This window comes from Citrobacter sp. Cpo071, from assembly GCF_030332765.1.
Classification (GTDB): domain Bacteria; phylum Pseudomonadota; class Gammaproteobacteria; order Enterobacterales; family Enterobacteriaceae; genus Citrobacter; species Citrobacter portucalensis.
The window spans coordinates 1-19087 of sequence record NZ_JAOWHE010000074.1; the positions used below are offsets into that span (position 1 = coordinate 1).

Below are 19087 nucleotides of genomic sequence, written 5' to 3' on the forward strand. Positions count from 1 at the left end.
TGTAAGTATCCCGCATAATCGTGCCATTCACATTTAGAGATCCGCCGGCATAATCACTCTGCCAACAAAGGAGATCGCTATGCGTAAAGCCCGTTTTACTGAGCATCAGATCATTGCCGTAATTAAATCGGTTGAAGCCGGACGAACCGTTAAAGATGTCTGCCGGGAGGCCGGTATCTCTGAAGCCACCTACTACAACTGGAAGTCCAGATACGGCGGCATGGAGGCTTCTGATATTAAAAAGATCAAGGATATTGAGGACGAGAATCGGCGTCTCAAACAGATGTTTGCCGACCTGAGCCTTGAGAACCGGGCGCTGAAAGACGTTATCGAAAAAAAGCTTTAAAACCAGCCTTTAAGCGTGAGCTGGTCACTCATCTGATAACGACATTTGGACTCAGTATCCGTCAGGCCTGCCGGAGTCTGAACCTGAGCAGAACAGTTTACCATTACCGTCCGGATATCACGCGGGACGAACCCGTTATTGTCGCGTTGCAGGCAGTGGCAGAGCGATACCCACGGTATGGTTTTCCAAAACTTTTCCAGGTTCTGCGGCGGCAGGGATACCCGTGGAATCACAAAAGGATCCATCGTATTTATTGTCTGCTGAAGCTGAATTTTCGCCGTAAAGGCAAACAACGGTTGCCGGTGCGTAATCCCTCGCCACTGGCCACACCGGAAGCGCTGAACCAGAGCTGGTCTGTCGATTTTATGCATGATGCTCTGGTCTGTGGCCGTCGTTTTCGCACGTTCAATGTCGTTGATGACTTTAACCGTGAGGCATTGTCGATTGAAATCGATCTGAATCTGCCAGCTTTGCGCGTGGTCCGTGTACTCGACAGGATCGCGGCAAATCGCGGCTATCCGGTCATGCTACGCATGGATAATGGTCCGGAATTTATCTCACTTGCACTGGCTGAATGGGCAGAGCAACATGCAGTAAAACTGGAATTTATTCAGCCGGGTAAGCCGACGCAGAACGCTTTTATTGAGCGCTTTAACCGAACATACCGTACAGAAATACTCGATTTTTATCTGTTCAGAACGCTGAATGAAGTGCGGGAAATCACGGAAAGATGGGTGTCAGAATATAACTGTGAACGCCCGCATGAATCACTGAACAATATGACGCCGGAGGAATATCGGCAACACAATCATTTGGCCGGGGTCTCAAAAAATGCCTGGAACTAAAACGGGTCTATTTACACCACGCAGAGTACACAGGAGTGGCTTGAGGCTATGAAATGCGCTCTGAAAGAGCGCGTACTGACATTTTACTTACTCAGGAAGGCCGTGCCAGCCAGTCGCTGGGCAACGAATTTGACTCACCCGCTGGTACGTAAACATACCTGATGCGGCTGACATGGTTTATGTGACCCTGTGGGTTAACAGCGTCTTTCAAAGCTAGCTTACTATGTTAAAACCGGCTTTTTGAGCCGGCTTTAGTATTTTAATTAATTTTTTTATACTTTACTTGTGACATGTTGTTTATTTTTTCAAGATCAAAGGCAATTTGTTTAAAAACCAATGTATTACTTCTTAGGTTATGTAAATAAGAAGTTATCATGAAGTAATCATCAAAATCTTTTGTAATTACGTCACCCGTAATAAATCTCACTAAATCACTTACATGAAATGAATCATCTTTCCAAGAGCGAAGAACCTCAACCTGTGATGAGATAGTGCCATTATTTATGAAGTTCATTAATTCATTAGCATGTAAAACACGCACGCCTGAATCCTCATATCCAAGAAGCGCTCTGTTAGCATTTATTACAGAGTAATGAATATTTTTGACGCTTGATATTTTCAGTGAAATTTTATTGCAAAACACCTTTAAGTTATTTTTATCCAGCAAGGACTCCCTTATTTTCTTCATTTGATAAAATCCTTTCTTAAGTTGAGAGTAAGTATTCCTCAACTCATAATCATTTACAGGGTGATAGGGGTTTTTGCATTCAAAAAGAAAAAGCTCGCCGTCTTTAAATGCCACTATGTCAATTTCACTTTGACCAAAAGTCACCTCTTTATAAACCAGAAAATCCTTTAATGATAATGCAGAAGTTACTCCTTCAACCATGCTATCACGCGTATCTGTTATAGAAAGATGAACATTATTGCTGAGTGCTATAGACCTAACCAAGTTCGAAGTCGCCAGAACCAAAGGAAGGATTAAATATGAATTTTCGATTTTAACAATAGGTGTATACTGTAAGTCAGTGAATCCAGAAGTAGAAGGAAACTTGGCGCTTAAGATATTAATTAGGTTTAAGCATTCTTCATGCTCATGACCAGTCACTCTCGTAAAGATATTGGAAATTTCTGTCTCACTGATAACAGGCAATAAAGACCTTAATCTTATGGTTGCTGCATCGTTAGGTCTTTCTTCTTTTAATTTTTCGTAAATCTTTTTATACAAAAACCCCAAAAAGTAAAAAAACCTTTGAATTTTAAAAATATCAAGAACTGTAATCTCGCCTAGTATCTTCTTATTTAATAATGGGGAATAGTTTTCATTTTCAAGAGCTACAAGCATAGCTGCTTCTTCTTTAAATAACCTGTCATCACCAAAAAAGTTAAAGTCATTATCATAATCAAAAATATAAGCCCTTATAGTAATTCTTTCAATAGGATCTTTTGGTAAAGCATAAAGAGGATTTTCTTCATCTTTAGAAAATTCACTCCATAATTTTTCCATGACTTCGTAAAAACTAACTATCCTTTCATTTTTGGCTAAACCCATCGATAAGGAAAGCAATCTCAAGTCAGTTTTAGTGTAACCGTATGATTTTGCCTTTTCAAAAGAATCATTTTCTAACCAAAATATTTTTTTCTCTTCATCAAATATCAGCTTGTAATCAAAAAAATCGACTTTAATTTCAGCTTCTTTGAAGTCCTGAATTTGAAAACATTTTAAGAAAATTTCTCTGTAGTAATCAGAACTTATGTTTTCATCAATGTACTTCAAGTCTGATAGAATAGCGTTACCATTCACTTCAAAATAGAGATTTATTGCGAAGGATATTGATGAAAGCCATGCTTCTTTGCTGTACGTATAAACTTCGTCAAACCTGCTTCCACGTTCGAAACTTGGGTTGAAAAACAAATCTTGGAATTTTGACTCAGCTAACGCCAATGCTGTCTTGAGAAAGCTGGGCCTGGATTTAATTGCAGCGATTACTTTAACCTGGTTACTTCTTATATCAGAACTAAGAGCTATTAAGCCTAACACACTGCCAAAATACTCCATATCTTTTTTTTCGAATTCAATGAATTTGCAGATATCATAAATTAATTCTTTTATGATGCTGGTTTGATAGTTATAGTTTGAACACCTAAAAATCCCCTTTATTTTTATTTCCTCTAATGCATCACCTAAATTAGACAGAAAAACAAACCTCACCCCCCCTAAAGAATAAAGTCTATTTTTATTTTTTATAGAAAGGAAGACTAAGTCAATAATTTCTTTTAGTAGTTTTTTTCTTTTTTTTGGAGCATCTGGCAGGAAGTCCCTAACTTCTTCAACGATTACTAAAGCGTCTTCACGTTTGATTTTTTTTGCTGATAACTTTGAAATTGCAGCTTCAATTTGAGTATCCATTATAAATCCCTATGATTATCAACTTAAACTTTACGTATGGGAACTTTCTTGGCGAGGAAGTTCAAAAACCAAATCAGAAACGTTATCGGTTAAATTAAAATAATCTTTATTTTTTCTACGAAAAATTAAATTTTTATAATTAATATAGAGTTTACTGCTGAATCCCTGAACACGCCATGTCACGTAGGCACTCTGACACCCGTGACGGAGATTTGCGATGCACATCAGACCACTCTTTTTTCCCTGCTGATACCGCTCCAGGTAATGACAGGCACCGTCTTTTTCACCAATGCTCAGCGCCCTCCCTAGAACCTTATCATCGATACTGAAGTTGTCTGGCCGGATGGGCCCGCTCGTCGGCTCCTGGCACAAAGCCGCCCTTCTCCTCTATCATCGATTTTCGTATCAACCGCAGCATCCTGGAAAATTACGCATTACTGCGAGGCGCTTTCCTGTTTCCTCCTGCCAGCATTTCCCCTTACTCCCCATTTTTTTACTCTCTAGTCTCAACTTGTCAATTCATAATGTAGTTTATAAAATACATGGAACGTCATCATGGAAATTCTTCAGACAATGGTTTTCCGGCGTTGGGAGCAAAACCTACGGGACAGGAGAGCTAAAACGCTCATTGCCACACGCCTTTTTCGTCTGGCTAATGGTTTAGCTGGTGATGTTAAACCTGTTGGGGAAGGCGTCAGCGAAATGCGCATTTCTTACGGTCCTGGCTACAGGATTTACTTTAAACAGCAAGGTTGCCGCATCATCATTTTGTTATGTGGGGGCGATAAAAGCTCACAAGCCAACGATATTACTCTTGCAAAAATGCTCGCCCGTACACTGGATTCACAGGAGATCTTCTGCCATGAATAAACTTACTCACTACGATCCCGCGACTGCGCTGGTTGATGATGAAGAAATTGCCGTGTTTATGGCCGATGCCCTCGAAACAGGCGATGCAGCATACATTGCAAAAGCACTGGGCGTGGTAGCTCGCGCTAAGGGAATGGCGAACATTGCGGCAGAAACGGGATTATCCCGCGAGCAGCTTTATCGCTCTTTTAGTGAGAAAGGTAACCCGACGCTGAAAACCACCCTTGCAGTGATGAAGGTACTCGGCATTGAATTGACACTTAAAAAATAGCCTCAGCTTCTATCTTCCCCTTCCAACATCGTGAGCCATATCAGTAAGGCGTTTGGCTGATAGTGGTAGCATTAGCGCGGTTTGTAATTTTCTGATTACATGGAGAAATGATGGAACTGCTTTTATTGAGTAACTCGACGCTGCCGGGCAAAGGCTGGATGGAACATGCGCTGCCGCTGATTGCTGAACAACTGAATGGTCGCCGTACGGCGGTGTTTATTCCGTTCGCTGGCGTGACGCAAACCTGGGATGAGTACACGGCGAAAACGGCAGCCATCTTTGCGCCAATGGGCGTCAACGTTACGGGTATTCATACCGTTGCCGACCCGATTGCCGCTATTGAAAACGCAGAGCTGGTGATTGTCGGCGGGGGTAATACCTTCCAGTTACTGAAAGAAAGCCGCGAGCGCGGTCTGTTGGCCCCGATTGTGGATGTCGTCAAACGCGGTGCGCTGTACATCGGCTGGAGCGCAGGTTCCAACCTTGCCTGCCAGACCATCCGCACTACCAACGACATGCCGATTGTCGATCCAAAAGGTTTTGATGCACTGGGTCTGTTCCCGCTGCAGATTAACCCACACTTCACCAACGCGCTGCCGGAAGGCCATAAAGGCGAAACGCGTGAACAGCGTATCCGCGAGCTGCTGGTTGTGGCACCGGAGCTGACGGTGATTGGCCTGCCGGAAGGGAACTGGATTAAGGTAAGTAACGGTCAATCCGTGCTCGGCGGCCCGAACACCACGTATATCTTTAAAGCGGGTGAAGAAGCGGTTGCCGTTGAAGCGGGCCACTGCTTTTAGTTGATTTGTTGTCTGATGCCGGATGGCGGCTTCGCCTTATCCGGGCTACAACTGTAGGCCTGATAAGCGCAGCGCCATCAGGCAGTTCAGCGCACATTGCCGGATAAGATATTAATACCTTATCCGGCCTACCGCTTTACCTCACTCAAAAATCATCCCGCCCATCGTCTTCATCCGGCTGTTCCAGCACGCTATAGGCTACAGAGCAAAACAGCGAGTTCAGACGCTGCATATCGCCCAACAGCGCCAGGTGCAAGGAGCTGGTTTCGATGCTCTGCACATTCTGCTGATGCAGACGGTCAACGTGCGCATGCGAATAACGACGATTGAGAATACGGAAGCGGTGCTTGCTGCGACGCAGACGACGGGCACTGGTCACATCTCCTGAGAAGAACACCGACATCGCCAGCTGCAGATTGCTGAGCAACTGATCGTAGAGCGCATCCAGTTCTTTCAGCCCTTCGACAGAGAATGCCCGGCGAGCGGCCAGCGACTTATCGGCTATCTCGCTGCCCATACGTTCGACAATATCGGAAGCCTGCTCAAGGTTGAGCGACATTTCGATAATCTCCGCCCAACGGCGCGATTCCTCTTCCGCCAGCTCATCCTTTGGCATCCGCGCCAGATAGAGCTTAATTGCCGTGTACAGCACGTTAATATCGTCCGCCATCCTGCGCAGCTCTTTCTCTTCACGTGGCTCGCCGTGCATTACTTTCTTCAGCCCGTCCATCATCTGCTCCATCGCGTCGCCGATACGCAGGGCTTCACGGGCGGCATTGGCCAGCGCGAGCGTCGGCGTATCCAGCGCGCTGACGTCCAGATGTTTGGGTTTCAGATGTGCATCCAGCTCCGGCTCATCGCGGATGATACGCTTACAAAAACGCGCCATCGGTTCGGCGAACGGCACCATCGCCACGCAGCGCACCAGGTTGTAGAAGACGTGGAAATAGATAACCAGTTCAGATTTCGGCAGCGGCAGTTCATCCATCAGATTGGCCAGCGGATGAACAAACGGCAGGATAATCAGGCTCCCCACCAGCTTAAATAGCAGGCTACCGAGCGCCACACGGCGTGCTGCGGCGTTAGCGGCGCTGTTATTCAACATCGCCAGCAGGCCGGACCCGAGGTTGGCACCAATCACCAGACACAACGCCACCGGGAACGAGATAATACCTGCCGCGGTCAGCGTGGCCGTCAACAGCACCGCCGCCAGGCTGGAGTAACTGATAATCGCAAACATGGCGCCAATCAGCGCATCGAGCATAATATCGCCGGTCAGCGAGGCGAAAATAACCTGTACGCCGTTAGCCTGAGTTATCGGCGTGACCGCCTGCACAATCAGCTCCAGCGCAAGTAAAATCAACCCCAGCCCGATGCCAACCCGCCCCAGTTGCCCCACGCGGGACTGCTTACGCCCGAGAAAGAAGATCACGCCGATGAAAATCAGCAGTGGGGATAGCCATGAGAGATCGAAGGTCAGGATACGCGCCATCAGCGCGGTCCCCACGTCGGCACCCAGCACAATGACCAGCGCCGGGGTAAGCGCCACGAGATCCTGGGCGACAAACGAGGTCACCAGCATGGTGGTGGCGTTGCTGCTTTGCACCAGCGCCGTTACGCCGATACCCGCACAAAAGGCGAGCGGCTTCTTTTCAACACTACGGCTGAGCACGGTACGCAAACGGGCGCCGAAGACGCGCATCACGCCGGTACGCACAATATGCGTACCCCAAACCAGCATCGCGACGGCAGAAAGCAGGTGTAACAGAGTTAACACGGAATCAGGTTCTCCTTATTTTTATGGTTTTTTGAGGCTCATTTGCCTGATGGCGCTGCGCTTATCAGGCCTACAAATCATCCCTATGTAGGCCGGATAAGGCGTTTACGCCGCCATCCGGCAACGGCCCCCTTTCAGTATAAGGGTTTAAACGTAATAAAGAGACAGGGCACTCATTGAGCGCCCTGTTTGTTGTAAAGAAAGATGACAGTTTTGTGAATCAGTCGGCGTCGTAGCCGAGATTCGGCGCTAACCAGCGCTCCACTTCCGCCACGCTCATCCCTTTACGGAAGGCATAATCTTCAACCTGATCGCGCTGGATTTGCGCCACGGCGTAGTACTTGCTGTCCGGATGACTGAAATACCAGCCGGAAACCGACGCGCCTGGCCACATGGCGAAGGATTCGGTGAGCTTCATCCCGGTGTGCGCTTCCACATCCAGCAGTTCCCAGATGGTGGCCTTTTCAGTGTGTTCCGGGCACGCCGGATAGCCCGGCGCCGGGCGAATCCCCTGGTAGTTTTCGCGGATCAGCTCCTCGTTACTGAGGTTCTCATTCGCCGCATAGCCCCAGTAAACTTTACGCACGCGCTCATGCAGATACTCCGCGAATGCTTCCGCCAGACGGTCAGCGATCGCTTTCACCATGATCTTGTTGTAGTCGTCGTGCTGGGCTTCGAAGGCATCCGCCAGCGCATCTTCCTCAAGACCACCGGTCACCGCGAAAGCACCGATGTAATCCGCTTTGCCGCTCAGTTTCGGCGCAACAAAGTCAGACAGGCAGTAGTTGGCGAAACCGACTTTTTCCGTCTGCTGGCGCAGGTGATGACTCACGTTGATGACGTGCGTACGCGTCTCGTCACGGTAGATCTCGATGTCGTCACCCACGCGGTTTGCCGGGAATAACCCCACTACGCCGCGCGGATTCAGGGTCTTCTCGGTGCTGAGTTTATCCAGCATGTCGTTAGCGTCTTTGAACAGGCGCTTCGCCTCTTCTCCTACTACCTCATCTTCGAGAATGCGCGGGTATTTCCCGGCCAGCGACCAGGTCATAAAGAACGGCGTCCAGTCGATGTAATTGCGCAGAGTTTCGATGCTGGCTTCCACTTCCTGCACACCCAGACGGTGCGCCACCGGCGGGGTGTAGTTTTCCCAGTCGAAGGCCAGATCGTTGTCGCGGGCAGCCTGTAACGTTACTGGCGGGGTACGCGGTTTCTTACGCGCATGCTGGATACGCACGGTTTCGTACTCTTTACGCGTACGGGCGACAAAGTCATCGCGCTGGGTGTCAGAGAGCAGCGCAGCCACCACGCCAACGGTACGCGAGGCGTTCTGCACGTACACCGTCGGGCCGCTGTAGTTCTGCTCGATTTTCACCGCCGTGTGCGCTTTTGAGGTGGTCGCGCCGCCAATCAGCAGTGGAATAGTGAATCCCTGACGCTCCATCTCTTTCGCCACGTTGACCATTTCATCCAGCGATGGGGTAATCAGCCCGGAAAGGCCTATCAAGTCGGCATTCACTTCACGCGCCGTTCTGAGGATTTTCTCCGCGGGCACCATCACGCCAAGATCGACGATTTCGTAGTTGTTACATTGCAGCACCACGCCGACAATGTTTTTGCCGATATCGTGCACATCGCCCTTCACGGTCGCGATGACCATTTTGCCGTTGCTGGAGCCTTTCTCTTTGCTGGCCTCAATGTACGGTTCGAGGTACGCCACCGCCTGCTTCATCACGCGGGCGGATTTCACCACCTGCGGCAGGAACATTTTGCCCTCGCCGAACAGATCGCCAACGACGTTCATGCCGTCCATCAGCGGTCCTTCAATAACTTCGATCGGACGCGCAGCCTGCTGGCGCGCTTCCTCGGTATCCAGCTCAATAAACTCGGTAATGCCTTTCACCAGCGAGTATTCGAGGCGCTTTTTCACGTCCCAGGTGCGCCACTCCGCCATCTGGGCATTCGCCGTGTCGTCGGTTTTACTGCCGCGATATTTCTCTGCCAGCTCCAGCAGTCGTTCGGTGCCATCGTCACGACGGTTGAGGATCACATCTTCAACAGCATCGCGCAGCTCGGCGGGCAAGTCGTCGTAAATAGCCAGCTGTCCGGCGTTGACGATCCCCATGTCCATGCCGTTGCGAATGGCGTAGTAGAGGAATACCGCGTGAATGGCTTCACGTACCGGGTCGTTGCCACGGAACGAGAATGAAACGTTAGAAACGCCGCCGGAGATCAGTGCGTGCGGCAGCTCGCGTTTGATGTCTTCACACGCGCCGATAAAGTCCTGCGCGTAGTTGTTGTGCTCATCAATACCGGTCGCGACAGCAAAGATGTTCGGGTCGAAGATGATGTCTTCCGGCGGGAAGCCTACCTCTTCGGTAAGAATTTTGTACGCCCGACGGCAGATTTCGATTTTACGTGCGCGGGTATCGGCCTGCCCTTGCTCGTCAAAGGCCATCACCACCACCGCGGCACCGTAGCGACGCAGCAGCTTCGCGTGATGGATAAAGGTCTCAACCCCCTCTTTCATCGAGATGGAGTTAACGATGCCTTTACCCTGAATGCACTTCAGCCCTTTCTCGATAACGTCCCATTTCGAGGAGTCGATCATAATCGGCACGCGGGCGATATCCGGCTCACCGGCGATCAGGTTGAGAAAACGTACCATTGCCGCTTCGGCGTCGAGCATCCCCTCATCCATGTTGATATCGATGATCTGCGCGCCGCTTTCCACCTGCTGACGGGCGACGTCCAGCGCTTCGCTGTATTTCTCTTCTTTGATCAGGCGTTTAAACTTGGCCGAACCGGTGACGTTGGTACGCTCGCCGACGTTCACAAACAGGCTGTCGTCGCCGATGTTCAGCGGCTCAAGGCCGGACAGGCGGCAGGCAACCGGGATTTCCGGCAAACGGCGCGGCGGCAAGCCATCCACCGCGCGGCTCATGGCGGCGATGTGTTCCGGCGTGGTGCCGCAGCAGCCGCCGACCACGTTGAGAAAGCCCGCCTGCGCCCACTCGCGGATTTGCGCCGCCATGGTGTCGGCGTCAAGATCGTATTCGCCAAAGGCGTTTGGTAAACCGGCATTCGGGTGCGCGGTCACGTAGCATTCGGCAATGCGCGACAGTTCCTGCACGTACTGGCGCAGCTCGTCCGGGCCTAAGGCGCAGTTCAGGCCGAAAGTCAGCGCATCCGCGTGGCGCAAGGAGTTATAGAATGCTTCGGTAGTCTGGCCGGAAAGCGTACGCCCGGAAGCATCGGTGATGGTGCCGGAGAGCATAATCGGCAGCTCAACGCCCAGCGCTTCGAATTCGGTTTTCACCGCAAAAATAGCGGCCTTGGCGTTCAGGGTATCGAAGACGGTTTCAATCAGGATCAGGTCACTGCCGCCTTCCACCAGCGCTTTGGTAGATTCACGGTAGGCGGCCACCAGTTGATCAAAGGTAATGTTGCGGTAAGCCGGGTCGTTAACATCAGGCGAGATAGACGCCGTACGGTTCGTTGGGCCGAGCACGCCCGCGACGTAGCGCGGTTTTTCCGGCGTGCGCGCCGTCCATTCGTCAGCCGCCGCACGCGCCAGTTTGGCTGCCGCAAAGTTGATTTCCGCCGACAGGGATTCCATCTGGTAATCCGCCATGGCGATAGTCGTCGAGTTAAAGGTGTTGGTTTCGATGATATCCGCGCCCGCCTCAAAGTAGGCGTTATGGATGGCGGCGATGACCTCCGGTTTGCTGAGCACCAACAAGTCGTTGTTACCTTTCAGATCGCACGGCCAGTCGGCAAAGCGTTCGCCGCGGAAATCCTCTTCGCTCAGACGATATCCCTGGATCATGGTGCCCATACCGCCGTCCAGCACCAGAATACGTTCATTTAACTGCTGACGTAATTGTTCTACTTTGCTGCTCACACTCGCTCCCGACAACGCTCAACCAGACCGAAAAAACTCAACAGGTCATACTGGCACAAACCTGAGAGGCGGAAAAGAGAACAACGGCCAACATGAGACATGTTCAGCTTCACTCATCCGATCAGTACAGGAATTCTTGCATTATAATTGAATAAAACGAAAATGATTTCCACGATACAGAAAAGGAGTCTGCCATGGTAGCCACTGTCCCCGCGAAACGCGGTAGAAAACCCGCCGCCGCTACTGCGCCTGCAACCGGGCAGGTTCAGTCTCTGACCCGCGGCCTGAAGCTGCTGGAGTGGATTGCGGAATCCAACGGCAGCGTGGCGCTGACCGAGCTGGCTCAGCAGGCCGGCCTGCCAAACTCCACGACTCACCGTTTGCTGACCACCATGCAGCAGCAGGGTTTTGTCCGTCAGGTGGGTGAATTAGGCCACTGGGCCGTAGGTGCGCATGCGTTCATCGTAGGCAGCAGCTTTTTGCAAAGCCGTAATCTGCTGGCAATTGTGCATCCGATCCTGCGCAAGCTGATGGAAGACTCCGGTGAGACGGTAAACCTCGCCGTGCTGGATCAAAGCGACCATCAGGCCATTATTATCGACCAGGTGCAGTGCACCCAGCTGATGCGTATGTCCGCGCCTATCGGCGGCAAGCTGCCGATGCACGCCTCCGGTGCGGGTAAGGCGTTTTTATCCCAACTGAGCGAAGAACAAGTGACTGGCCTGCTGCACCGTAAAGGCCTGCATGCTTATACACACGCCACGCTGGTGTCGCCAGTGCATCTGAAAGAGGATTTGGCCCAGACGCGCAAGCGCGGCTATTCCTTTGATGATGAGGAACATGCGCTGGGTCTGCGCTGCGTGGCGTCGTGCATTTATGACGAGCACCGCGAGCCGTTCGCTGCGATTTCCATTTCCGGACCCATTTCGCGTATTACCGACGATCGCGTGACCGAGTTTGGCGCCATGGCGATCAAAGCGGCGAAAGAAGTAACGCTGGCGTACGGCGGATTTCGCTAAGATGGGGTTGCCGGGTGGCGGCTACGCCTTACCCGGCCTGCTATCCAGGGTTAGGGCAGATTTGTAGGCCTGATAAGCGTAGCGCATCAGGCCCGGCGCACATTGCCGGATGGCGGCGCAAGTGCCTTATCCGGCCTACGGTCGGTTTCATAACGCACGCTGAACCGCTGCCGACGTCGGTAGGCGTAAACATCTTCCACGTGACCGTTTTTGATGCGCGTCTGTAGGCCGCGCCAGTAGTCAGCGCTGAACAGGTCAGCGTGCATCTCTTCAAATATCGGCCCTATACGCGGGTCGGCACATAGCCAGTGACGAAATTCTTCCGGGAAGACATCTCCCGGCGATACGCTGTACCACGGCTCAGCGCTCATCTCATCTTCCGGGTAGCGTGGCGGCGGGATATGGCGGAAATTCACCTCCGTCATGTAGCAGATTTCATCGTAATCGTAGAACACCACACGCCCGTGACGGGTCACGCCGAAGTTCTTAAATAGCATATCACCGGGGAAAATATTGGCGGCGGCCAGCTGACGAATGGCGTTGCCGTACTCTTCAATGGCATCGCGCAGTTGCTGGCCTTCAACCTGCTCCAGCCAGATATTCAGCGGCACCATCCGTCGTTCAATATACAGATGGCGAATGACAATCTGATCGCCGAGATCGGTAATTTTTTCCGGGGCTTCCTGCAATAACAGCGCCATCAGCGCCGGATCGATTTGCCGTTTCTCCAGCACAAAATTCTCGAATTCCTGGGTGTCAGCCATCCGCCCAACACGATCGTGTTCTTTGACCAGTTGATAGCAGGCGCGGACGTGGGCGGCAGACATCTCTTTTTGCGGGGCAAATTTGTCTTTGATGATTTTAAACACCCGGTCAAAACCCGGCAGCGTAAACACCAACATCACCATGCCGCGGATCCCAGGCGCTTCAATAAATTGCTCATCGCAATGGGCAAGATAGAGCAGATATTCGCGGTAACTTTCGGTCTTCGCGTGTTTCTGACAGCCAATCGCCATGTACAGTTCGGCGGTGGTTTTACCGGGCAGGATCTCGCGCAGCCACTCCACCAGCGCCGCGGGCAAAGGAGCGTAAACCATAAAATAGGAGCGGGCGAAGCCAAACACAATGCTCGCCTCCGCCGTCGTGGTCAGACAGGTATCGACAAACAATTCGCCTTCATCAGTCCGGTGGATTGGCAGTAAAAATGGTAGCGTTCCCGAATGAGTAATCAACTTACCGACCAGCCAGGCGGCCTTGTTGCGATAAAACAGTTCGTTTGCCACCTGTAAATGGCAGCCCGACAACACATCCGCTCCCAGGGTTTCGGTCAGGTGTTCGATGATGTAGTGGATATCACGATGTTTGTTCTGCCACGGCAGACGCAGGGGCAGATCGCTAAGGACGCGCGTCAGCAGCCACTCCCAGCCGGTATCCGGAAAAAAGTCTTTCGCCAGCGGACGTGGGATCGTGCGAAAACGGCGCTCTGGCTGAGAACTGAAAATAAACAGCCGCTCGGGAGTCAGCGAGCGGTGGTCAAATAACCGACAGTAAACAGAGTTAAAGAAACTCTCCGCAATCTCGAAGCGCGGGTAATCCGGCAGTAGCCGGGTGTAATGCTCTTTCACGCGAAGTAAAAAATCCGCGTCGGTACTTTTGCCGTCAGTAATGCAGCGCAACTGCTCCACCACCAGACCCACGTGATGATCGTAAAGGTGAATACGGCTTTTCATCGCCTGCTGAACCGCATGCCAGTCGGCATGTTCAAAACGCTGCTGCGCGCCGGAGGTGACTTCCAGAAAACGCCCGTACTGGGCGTCGAAACCTTGCAAGATAGTCTGAGCAATCAGTAATTCCAGGCCACGCGTCATCAATGTCTCCCATCCGGCACAACGTCATGCCGGATGGCGCGTTCGCTTATCCGGCCTACATCCCTTCGTAGGCCCGGTAAGCGCAGCGCCACCGGGCATTAATCAAAACTGCGATTCTTCGGTCGAGCCGGTCAGCGCGGTCACCGAGGAGGCTCCGCCCTGAATGATGGTGGTGACTTTGTCGAAGTAACCTGTGCCCACTTCCTGCTGATGGGAGACGAAGGTGTAACCGTCTTTAGCTGCCGCAAATTCTGGCTGCTGAACCTTCTCAACATAGTGGCGCATGCCTTCACCCTGCGCATAGGAGTGCGCGAGGTCGAACATGTTGAACCACATGCTGTGGATACCCGCCAGGGTAATGAACTGGTATTTGTAACCCATATCCGACAGCTGCTGCTGGAAGCTGGCGATAGTTTTGTCATCCAGGTTTTTCTGCCAGTTAAACGACGGCGAACAGTTGTAAGCCAGCAGTTTGCCAGGGTATTTCGCGTGGATCGCATCGGCAAAGCGCTTCGCCAGCTCAAGGTCCGGCGTGGAGGTTTCACACCACACCAGATCCGCATACGGTGCGTAGGCCAGACCACGGCTGATCGCCTGCTCAATACCTGCATGCGTACGGTAGAACCCTTCGCTGGTACGTTCGCCAGTGATGAACTCGCTGTCGTATGGGTCGCAATCAGACGTAATCAGATCGGCTGCGTCGGCATCGGTACGTGCAATCACCAGCGTCGGCACACCCATGACGTCGGCTGCCAGACGGGCGGCCACCAGTTTCTGGATAGCTTCCTGCGTCGGAACCAGCACTTTGCCGCCCATGTGACCACATTTTTTCACCGATGCGAGCTGATCTTCGAAGTGAACGGCCGCTGCACCAGCCTCAATCATCGATTTCATCAGTTCAAACGCGTTCAGTACGCCGCCAAACCCTGCTTCCGCATCGGCAACGATCGGCAGGAAGTAATCGACATAGCGAGGATCGTTCGGCTCAATACCGGTTGACCATTGGATCTGATCGGCGCGACGGAATGTGTTGTTGATCCGATCAACCACCGCCGGGACGGAGTTCGCCGGATACAGCGATTGGTCCGGGTACATGCTGGATGCCAGGTTGGCATCTGCCGCCACCTGCCAGCCTGAAAGGTAGACCGCTTCAATACCGGCTTTCGCCTGCTGCAGCGCCTGACCGCCGGTCAGCGCGCCGAGGCTGTTGATATAACCTTTCTTCGATTCGCCGTGCAGCAGACGCCACATTTTCGCCGCGCCAAGCTGCGCCAGCGTGCATTCCGGGTTGACCGAGCCACGTAATTTCACCACTTCCTCCGCGCTATATGGACGGGTGATGCCTTCCCAGCGCGGTTGAGTCCATTCTTTCTGTAATTCTTCGATTTGTTGAGTACGGGTTTTCATGTGCAGATGCTCCATATTGTTATGTGGTGAATTACGCCAGCAGGCGGTAGCCTGGCAGGGTCAAGAAATCGATCAGTTCATCAGAGGTAGTGATTTGCTCCATCAGGCGCGCGGCATCGTCAAAACGCCCGCTGCTGTAGCGGTGTTCGCCCAGCTCGTCCTGAATCACCAGCATCTCTTCGGCCAGCATCTGACGGAACAGCGGTTTGGTAACCGGCTTGCCGTTGCTGAGCGTCTTCTCGTGGTGGATCCACTGCCAGATGGAGGTACGGGAGATTTCGGCGGTGGCCGCGTCTTCCATCAGACCGTAAATCGGTACGCAGCCGTTACCGGAGATCCACGCTTCGATGTATTGCACCGCGACACGGATATTGGCGCGCATGCCTTCTTCAGTACGCTCACCTTCACAAGGTGCCAGCAGTTGCTCTGCGGTAATCGGGGCATCTTCTTCACGGGTCACGAACAGCTGATTTTTGTTTTCACCGAGTACGTCGTTGAACACCGCCATGGCGGTATCTGCCAGTCCCGGATGGGCAATCCATGTGCCGTCATGACCGTTATTTGCTTCCAGTGCTTTGTCCGCTTTTACCTTGGTCAAAACCTGGTTGTTACGTTCCGCATCTTTGCTGGGAATGAACGCTGCCATGCCGCCCATCGCGAATGCGCCACGTTTATGACAGGTTTTAATCAGCAGACGCGAATAGGCGCTGAGGAATGGTTTATCCATCGTCACCACCTGACGGTCCGGCAGCACGCGATCCGGATGGTTCTTCAGCGTTTTGATATAGCTAAAAATGTAGTCCCAACGACCGCAGTTCAGACCCACAATGTGGTCACGCAGGGCGTGCAGAATTTCGTCCATCTGGAAGACGGCAGGCAGCGTTTCAATCAGCAGGGTCGCTTTAATGGTGCCGCGCGGCAGGTTAAAGCGGTCCTCTGCATAGCTGAACACTTCGCTCCACCATGCCGCTTCTTGCCAGGCCTGCGTTTTTGGCAGATAGAAATAAGGGCCGCTGCCTTTCGCCAGCAACGTTTTGTAGTTGTGGAAGAAATAGAGGGCAAAGTCGAACAGGCTACCCGGGATAGATTCGCCACGCCAGGTGACGTGTTTTTCCGGCAGATGCAGACCACGAACGCGACATACCAACAGAGCCGGATTAGGCTTGAGCTGATAAATTTTACCCGCTTCGTTGGTGTAGCTAATGGTGCCATTGACCGCATCGCGCAGGTTGATCTGCCCGTCGATAACTTTGCTCCACTCAGGAGCCAGTGAATCTTCGAAGTCAGCCATAAAGACTTTGACGTTCGCGTTCAGCGCGTTGATGACCATCTTGCGCTCAACGGGTCCGGTGATCTCTACGCGGCGATCCAGTAAATCATCAGGAATTCCGCGAATTTTCCAGTTACCTTCACGAATGGAAGCTGTTTCCGAAATAAAATCAGGCAACTTACCGTCATCAATATCCTGCTGCTGCTGGATACGTGCAGCCAGAAGTTTATTCCGCTTTGGCGTAAATCTTGTCACCAGTTCAGTCAGAAACTCCACTGCTTCAGCGGTCAGAATTTGCTGTTCCTGTTCGCCACGCGGCCTGGTGAAGACCAGTTCATCGGTTGTCGTTGCCTGTTGATTCATTGCGTAGTTCCTCGTCATTGATCCAAACACATCCCCAATGCGAACGAAGGATCGTTGTGCGCTTTTCGTTCAGCACAACTAAGACTACTCATTTAAATTTCAAAATCAAAAACAATTTCCATTTTTAATTTAATTATCAATTAACCTATTGATAACAATATAAATAAAATTTAATTACACGATGAGGTGCGTTTCGGAAATAAAAAAGGCACCCGAAGGTGCCTGATTCAATATGCTGAAACGCTTAAGGATCGTCTGCTACAGAAGATTAATCCAGCGTTGGATTCATGTGACGCAGATCATATGGCGTGATCTGGTAGACGTAATAGTTGAGCCAGTTGGTAAACAACAAATTACCGTGGCTACGCCAGGTTGCCCGCGGTTTGTTTTGCGGGTCATCTTTCGGGAAATAGTTATAGGGTACTTCCGGCGATAAGCCCGCTTCGACATCACGAAAATATTCGCTGCCGAGTGTATGGTCGTCATACTCAGGATGACCCGTCACGAAGGCGATACGTTTGTCTTTGCTGGCAAACAGGTAGGCATCTCCCTCTTCGGTTTCAGCAAAGATCTCGAGATCGGTGTAGTCGCGGATAAGCGCTGCAGGGAAATCAGCATAGCGGGAATGCGGGGCCAGGAACGCATCATCGAATCCACGCGTCAGCAGCGCATGAGGGTGCAGAATATGGTGCTCATAGACGCCTGAGAGTTTGTCCGTGCGGGTTTGCTTGGGAATTCCGTACAGGATATTCAACGCGGCCTGCACCGCCCAACAGACAAATAGCGTCGAGGTAACGTGATCTTTGGCCCATTCAAGCACTTGCTTAATCTGCGGCCAGTAAGCCACATCATTAAATTCAACCAGGCCCAGCGGGGCGCCGGTCACGATCAATCCGTCAAAGTTCTGATCGCAGATATCCTCGAAATTACAGTAAAAGTTATTCAGATGCTCCGTTGGGGTGTTGCGTGACTCGCGGGCATCGATGCGCAATAGCTGAACATCTACCTGCAGCGGTGAGTTAGACAGTAAGCGCAGGAACTGGTTTTCCGTTTCAATCTTCTTGGGCATCAGGTTGAGGATGAGCACCTTCAGTGGACGAATTTCCTGACCGGAAGCGCGGGATGTCGTCATCACGAAGACGTTTTCCTCACGCAAAAAATTGACGGCGGGTAGCTCGTCCTGCACGCGAATTGGCATAACCTGATAACCTCACAACATACGTTTAAACGTTTAGACATCCAGATAGCTGAAGATACCCAGGAATCATGCGAATGTCGAGCCTGCATCCTCAAGTTGAGAAAGTTTCACGGCTCCTTGCTGTAGAATAGTGCAGTAAAGAAAAAAAGGAGAATGCTATGAACCTTACCATTCGTCGTTCGCGTCAGGACGAAGGAGATAAGTTAGTTTCTATTTGGTGTCGCTCAGTAGATGCCACGCACCATTTCCTCTCTGCGGATTATCGGATTGAGCTGGAGGAGCTGGTACGTTCATTTTTACCAGAAGCCCCTCTGTGGGTTGCAGTAACAGAACAGGATGAGCCCGTCGCTTTTATGCTCCTGACCGACCAGCATATTGATGCTTTGTTTGTCGATCCGGATGTGCGTGGTAGTGGTGTTGGTAAACTGCTGATTGAACATGCTTTATCAATGAGTTCAACGCTAACAACCAACGTTAACGAGCAGAATGAGCAAGCGGTTGGATTCTATAAGAAGATGGGATTTAGCGTGACGGGACGTACAGAGGTGGACGATCTCGGACGACCGTACCCGTTACTCAACCTCGTACGCGGGTAGCAGGACTAGCTTTTGTAGGCTGGATAAGGCGGCACGCCGCATCCGGCAGTATGCAGACGTGTTGCCTGATGCGCTGCGCTTATCAGGCCTACAAAATACGTTCAGCCCGGCCCCTGTAGGCCGGATAAGGCGGCACGCCGCAT

The 19087-nt window shown here is 51.5% G+C and carries 13 protein-coding genes; 6 read left to right on the forward strand and 7 right to left on the reverse strand.

The genetic code is table 11. From position 1 onward, the window contains the following. Nucleotides 1-79: 79 nt before the first annotated feature. Nucleotides 80-1191, forward strand: a protein-coding gene (locus OGY09_RS07195; protein ID WP_115642877.1) for an IS3 family transposase whose coding sequence is annotated in 2 segments (ribosomal slippage) — nucleotides 80-341 and nucleotides 341-1191 — 1113 coding nt in all. Because the reading frame shifts where the segments join, the coding sequence is not laid out codon by codon here. Nucleotides 1192-1450: 259 nt separating this feature from the next. On the opposite strand, the gene OGY09_RS07200 is transcribed toward OGY09_RS07195, so the two are convergent. Beyond that, nucleotides 1451-3601 carry a hypothetical protein gene (locus tag OGY09_RS07200; protein WP_032942062.1) on the reverse strand — a complete coding sequence of 717 codons (2151 nt, stop codon included), beginning with the start codon at nucleotides 3599-3601 and terminating at the stop codon, nucleotides 1451-1453. Nucleotides 3602-4153: 552 nt separating this feature from the next. Here OGY09_RS07200 and OGY09_RS07205 point away from each other — a divergent pair. The 3 genes from OGY09_RS07205 (at nucleotide 4154) to pepE (ending at nucleotide 5542) form a co-directional block, all read left to right on the forward strand. After that, entirely contained in the window at nucleotides 4154-4471 is a 318-nt protein-coding gene (locus OGY09_RS07205) for a type II toxin-antitoxin system RelE/ParE family toxin (RefSeq protein ID WP_032942059.1), read from the forward strand. Beyond that, nucleotides 4464-4742, forward strand: a complete 279-nt coding sequence (locus tag OGY09_RS07210; protein ID WP_032942057.1) for an addiction module antidote protein — start codon at nucleotides 4464-4466, stop codon at nucleotides 4740-4742. The genes OGY09_RS07205 and OGY09_RS07210 overlap by 8 nt, the downstream gene beginning before the upstream one ends. A gap of 110 nt (nucleotides 4743-4852) precedes the next feature. Beyond that, on the forward strand, nucleotides 4853-5542 hold the full coding sequence (gene pepE / locus OGY09_RS07215; RefSeq protein ID WP_032942056.1) for a dipeptidase PepE: 690 nt from the start codon (nucleotides 4853-4855) through the stop codon (nucleotides 5540-5542). A gap of 145 nt (nucleotides 5543-5687) precedes the next feature. On the opposite strand, the gene OGY09_RS07220 is transcribed toward pepE, so the two are convergent. Then, nucleotides 5688-7319, reverse strand: a complete 1632-nt coding sequence (locus OGY09_RS07220) for a Na/Pi cotransporter family protein (protein ID WP_003826514.1) — start codon at nucleotides 7317-7319, stop codon at nucleotides 5688-5690. A gap of 220 nt (nucleotides 7320-7539) precedes the next feature. After that, on the reverse strand, nucleotides 7540-11223 hold the full coding sequence (metH, locus tag OGY09_RS07225) for a methionine synthase (RefSeq protein ID WP_032942055.1): 3684 nt from the start codon (nucleotides 11221-11223) through the stop codon (nucleotides 7540-7542). Nucleotides 11224-11417: 194 nt separating this feature from the next. Between metH and iclR the strand changes: the two genes are divergently transcribed. Next, a complete protein-coding gene (gene iclR, locus OGY09_RS07230; RefSeq protein WP_003826510.1) occupies nucleotides 11418-12242 on the forward strand; it encodes a glyoxylate bypass operon transcriptional repressor IclR in 825 nt (274 codons plus the stop codon). 86 nt (nucleotides 12243-12328) lie between these two features. Here the strand turns inward: iclR and aceK are convergent, their stop codons facing one another. The 4 genes from aceK to metA all read right to left on the reverse strand — a co-directional run bounded on the left by aceK (nucleotide 12329) and on the right by metA (nucleotide 18348). After that, nucleotides 12329-14110, reverse strand: a complete 1782-nt coding sequence (gene aceK / locus OGY09_RS07235; protein WP_032942054.1) for a bifunctional isocitrate dehydrogenase kinase/phosphatase — start codon at nucleotides 14108-14110, stop codon at nucleotides 12329-12331. A 102-nt stretch (nucleotides 14111-14212) separates the two neighbouring features. Continuing rightward, on the reverse strand, nucleotides 14213-15517 hold the full coding sequence (gene aceA, locus OGY09_RS07240; RefSeq protein WP_003826506.1) for an isocitrate lyase: 1305 nt from the start codon (nucleotides 15515-15517) through the stop codon (nucleotides 14213-14215). 31 nt (nucleotides 15518-15548) lie between these two features. After that, nucleotides 15549-17150: a malate synthase A gene (gene aceB, locus OGY09_RS07245; protein WP_032942053.1), complete on the reverse strand. Its 1602-nt coding sequence runs from the start codon at nucleotides 17148-17150 to the stop codon at nucleotides 15549-15551. 268 nt (nucleotides 17151-17418) lie between these two features. Continuing rightward, entirely contained in the window at nucleotides 17419-18348 is a 930-nt protein-coding gene (metA, locus tag OGY09_RS07250) for a homoserine O-acetyltransferase MetA (protein WP_003826503.1), read from the reverse strand. A gap of 158 nt (nucleotides 18349-18506) precedes the next feature. Between metA and OGY09_RS07255 the strand changes: the two genes are divergently transcribed. Continuing rightward, nucleotides 18507-18944, forward strand: coding sequence for an acetyltransferase (locus tag OGY09_RS07255; RefSeq protein ID WP_003826501.1), 438 nt, complete (start codon nucleotides 18507-18509; stop codon nucleotides 18942-18944). Nucleotides 18945-19087 lie beyond the last annotated feature (143 nt).

Bases quoted from the DNA above. Each gene is read 5' to 3' on its own strand.
- OGY09_RS07200 (WP_032942062.1), bottom strand. From the start codon at position 3,601: ATGGATACTCAAATTGAAGCTGCAATTTCAAAGTTATCAGCAAAAAAA.
- OGY09_RS07210 (WP_032942057.1), top strand. From the start codon at position 4,464: ATGAATAAACTTACTCACTACGATCCCGCGACTGCGCTGGTTGATGAT.
- pepE (WP_032942056.1), top strand. From the start codon at position 4,853: ATGGAACTGCTTTTATTGAGTAACTCGACGCTGCCGGGCAAAGGCTGG.
- iclR (WP_003826510.1), top strand. From the start codon at position 11,418: ATGGTAGCCACTGTCCCCGCGAAACGCGGTAGAAAACCCGCCGCCGCT.
- aceK (WP_032942054.1), bottom strand. From the start codon at position 14,110: ATGACGCGTGGCCTGGAATTACTGATTGCTCAGACTATCTTGCAAGGT.
- aceA (WP_003826506.1), bottom strand. From the start codon at position 15,517: ATGAAAACCCGTACTCAACAAATCGAAGAATTACAGAAAGAATGGACT.
- aceB (WP_032942053.1), bottom strand. From the start codon at position 17,150: ATGAATCAACAGGCAACGACAACCGATGAACTGGTCTTCACCAGGCCG.
- metA (WP_003826503.1), bottom strand. From the start codon at position 18,348: ATGCCAATTCGCGTGCAGGACGAGCTACCCGCCGTCAATTTTTTGCGT.
- OGY09_RS07255 (WP_003826501.1), top strand. From the start codon at position 18,507: ATGAACCTTACCATTCGTCGTTCGCGTCAGGACGAAGGAGATAAGTTA.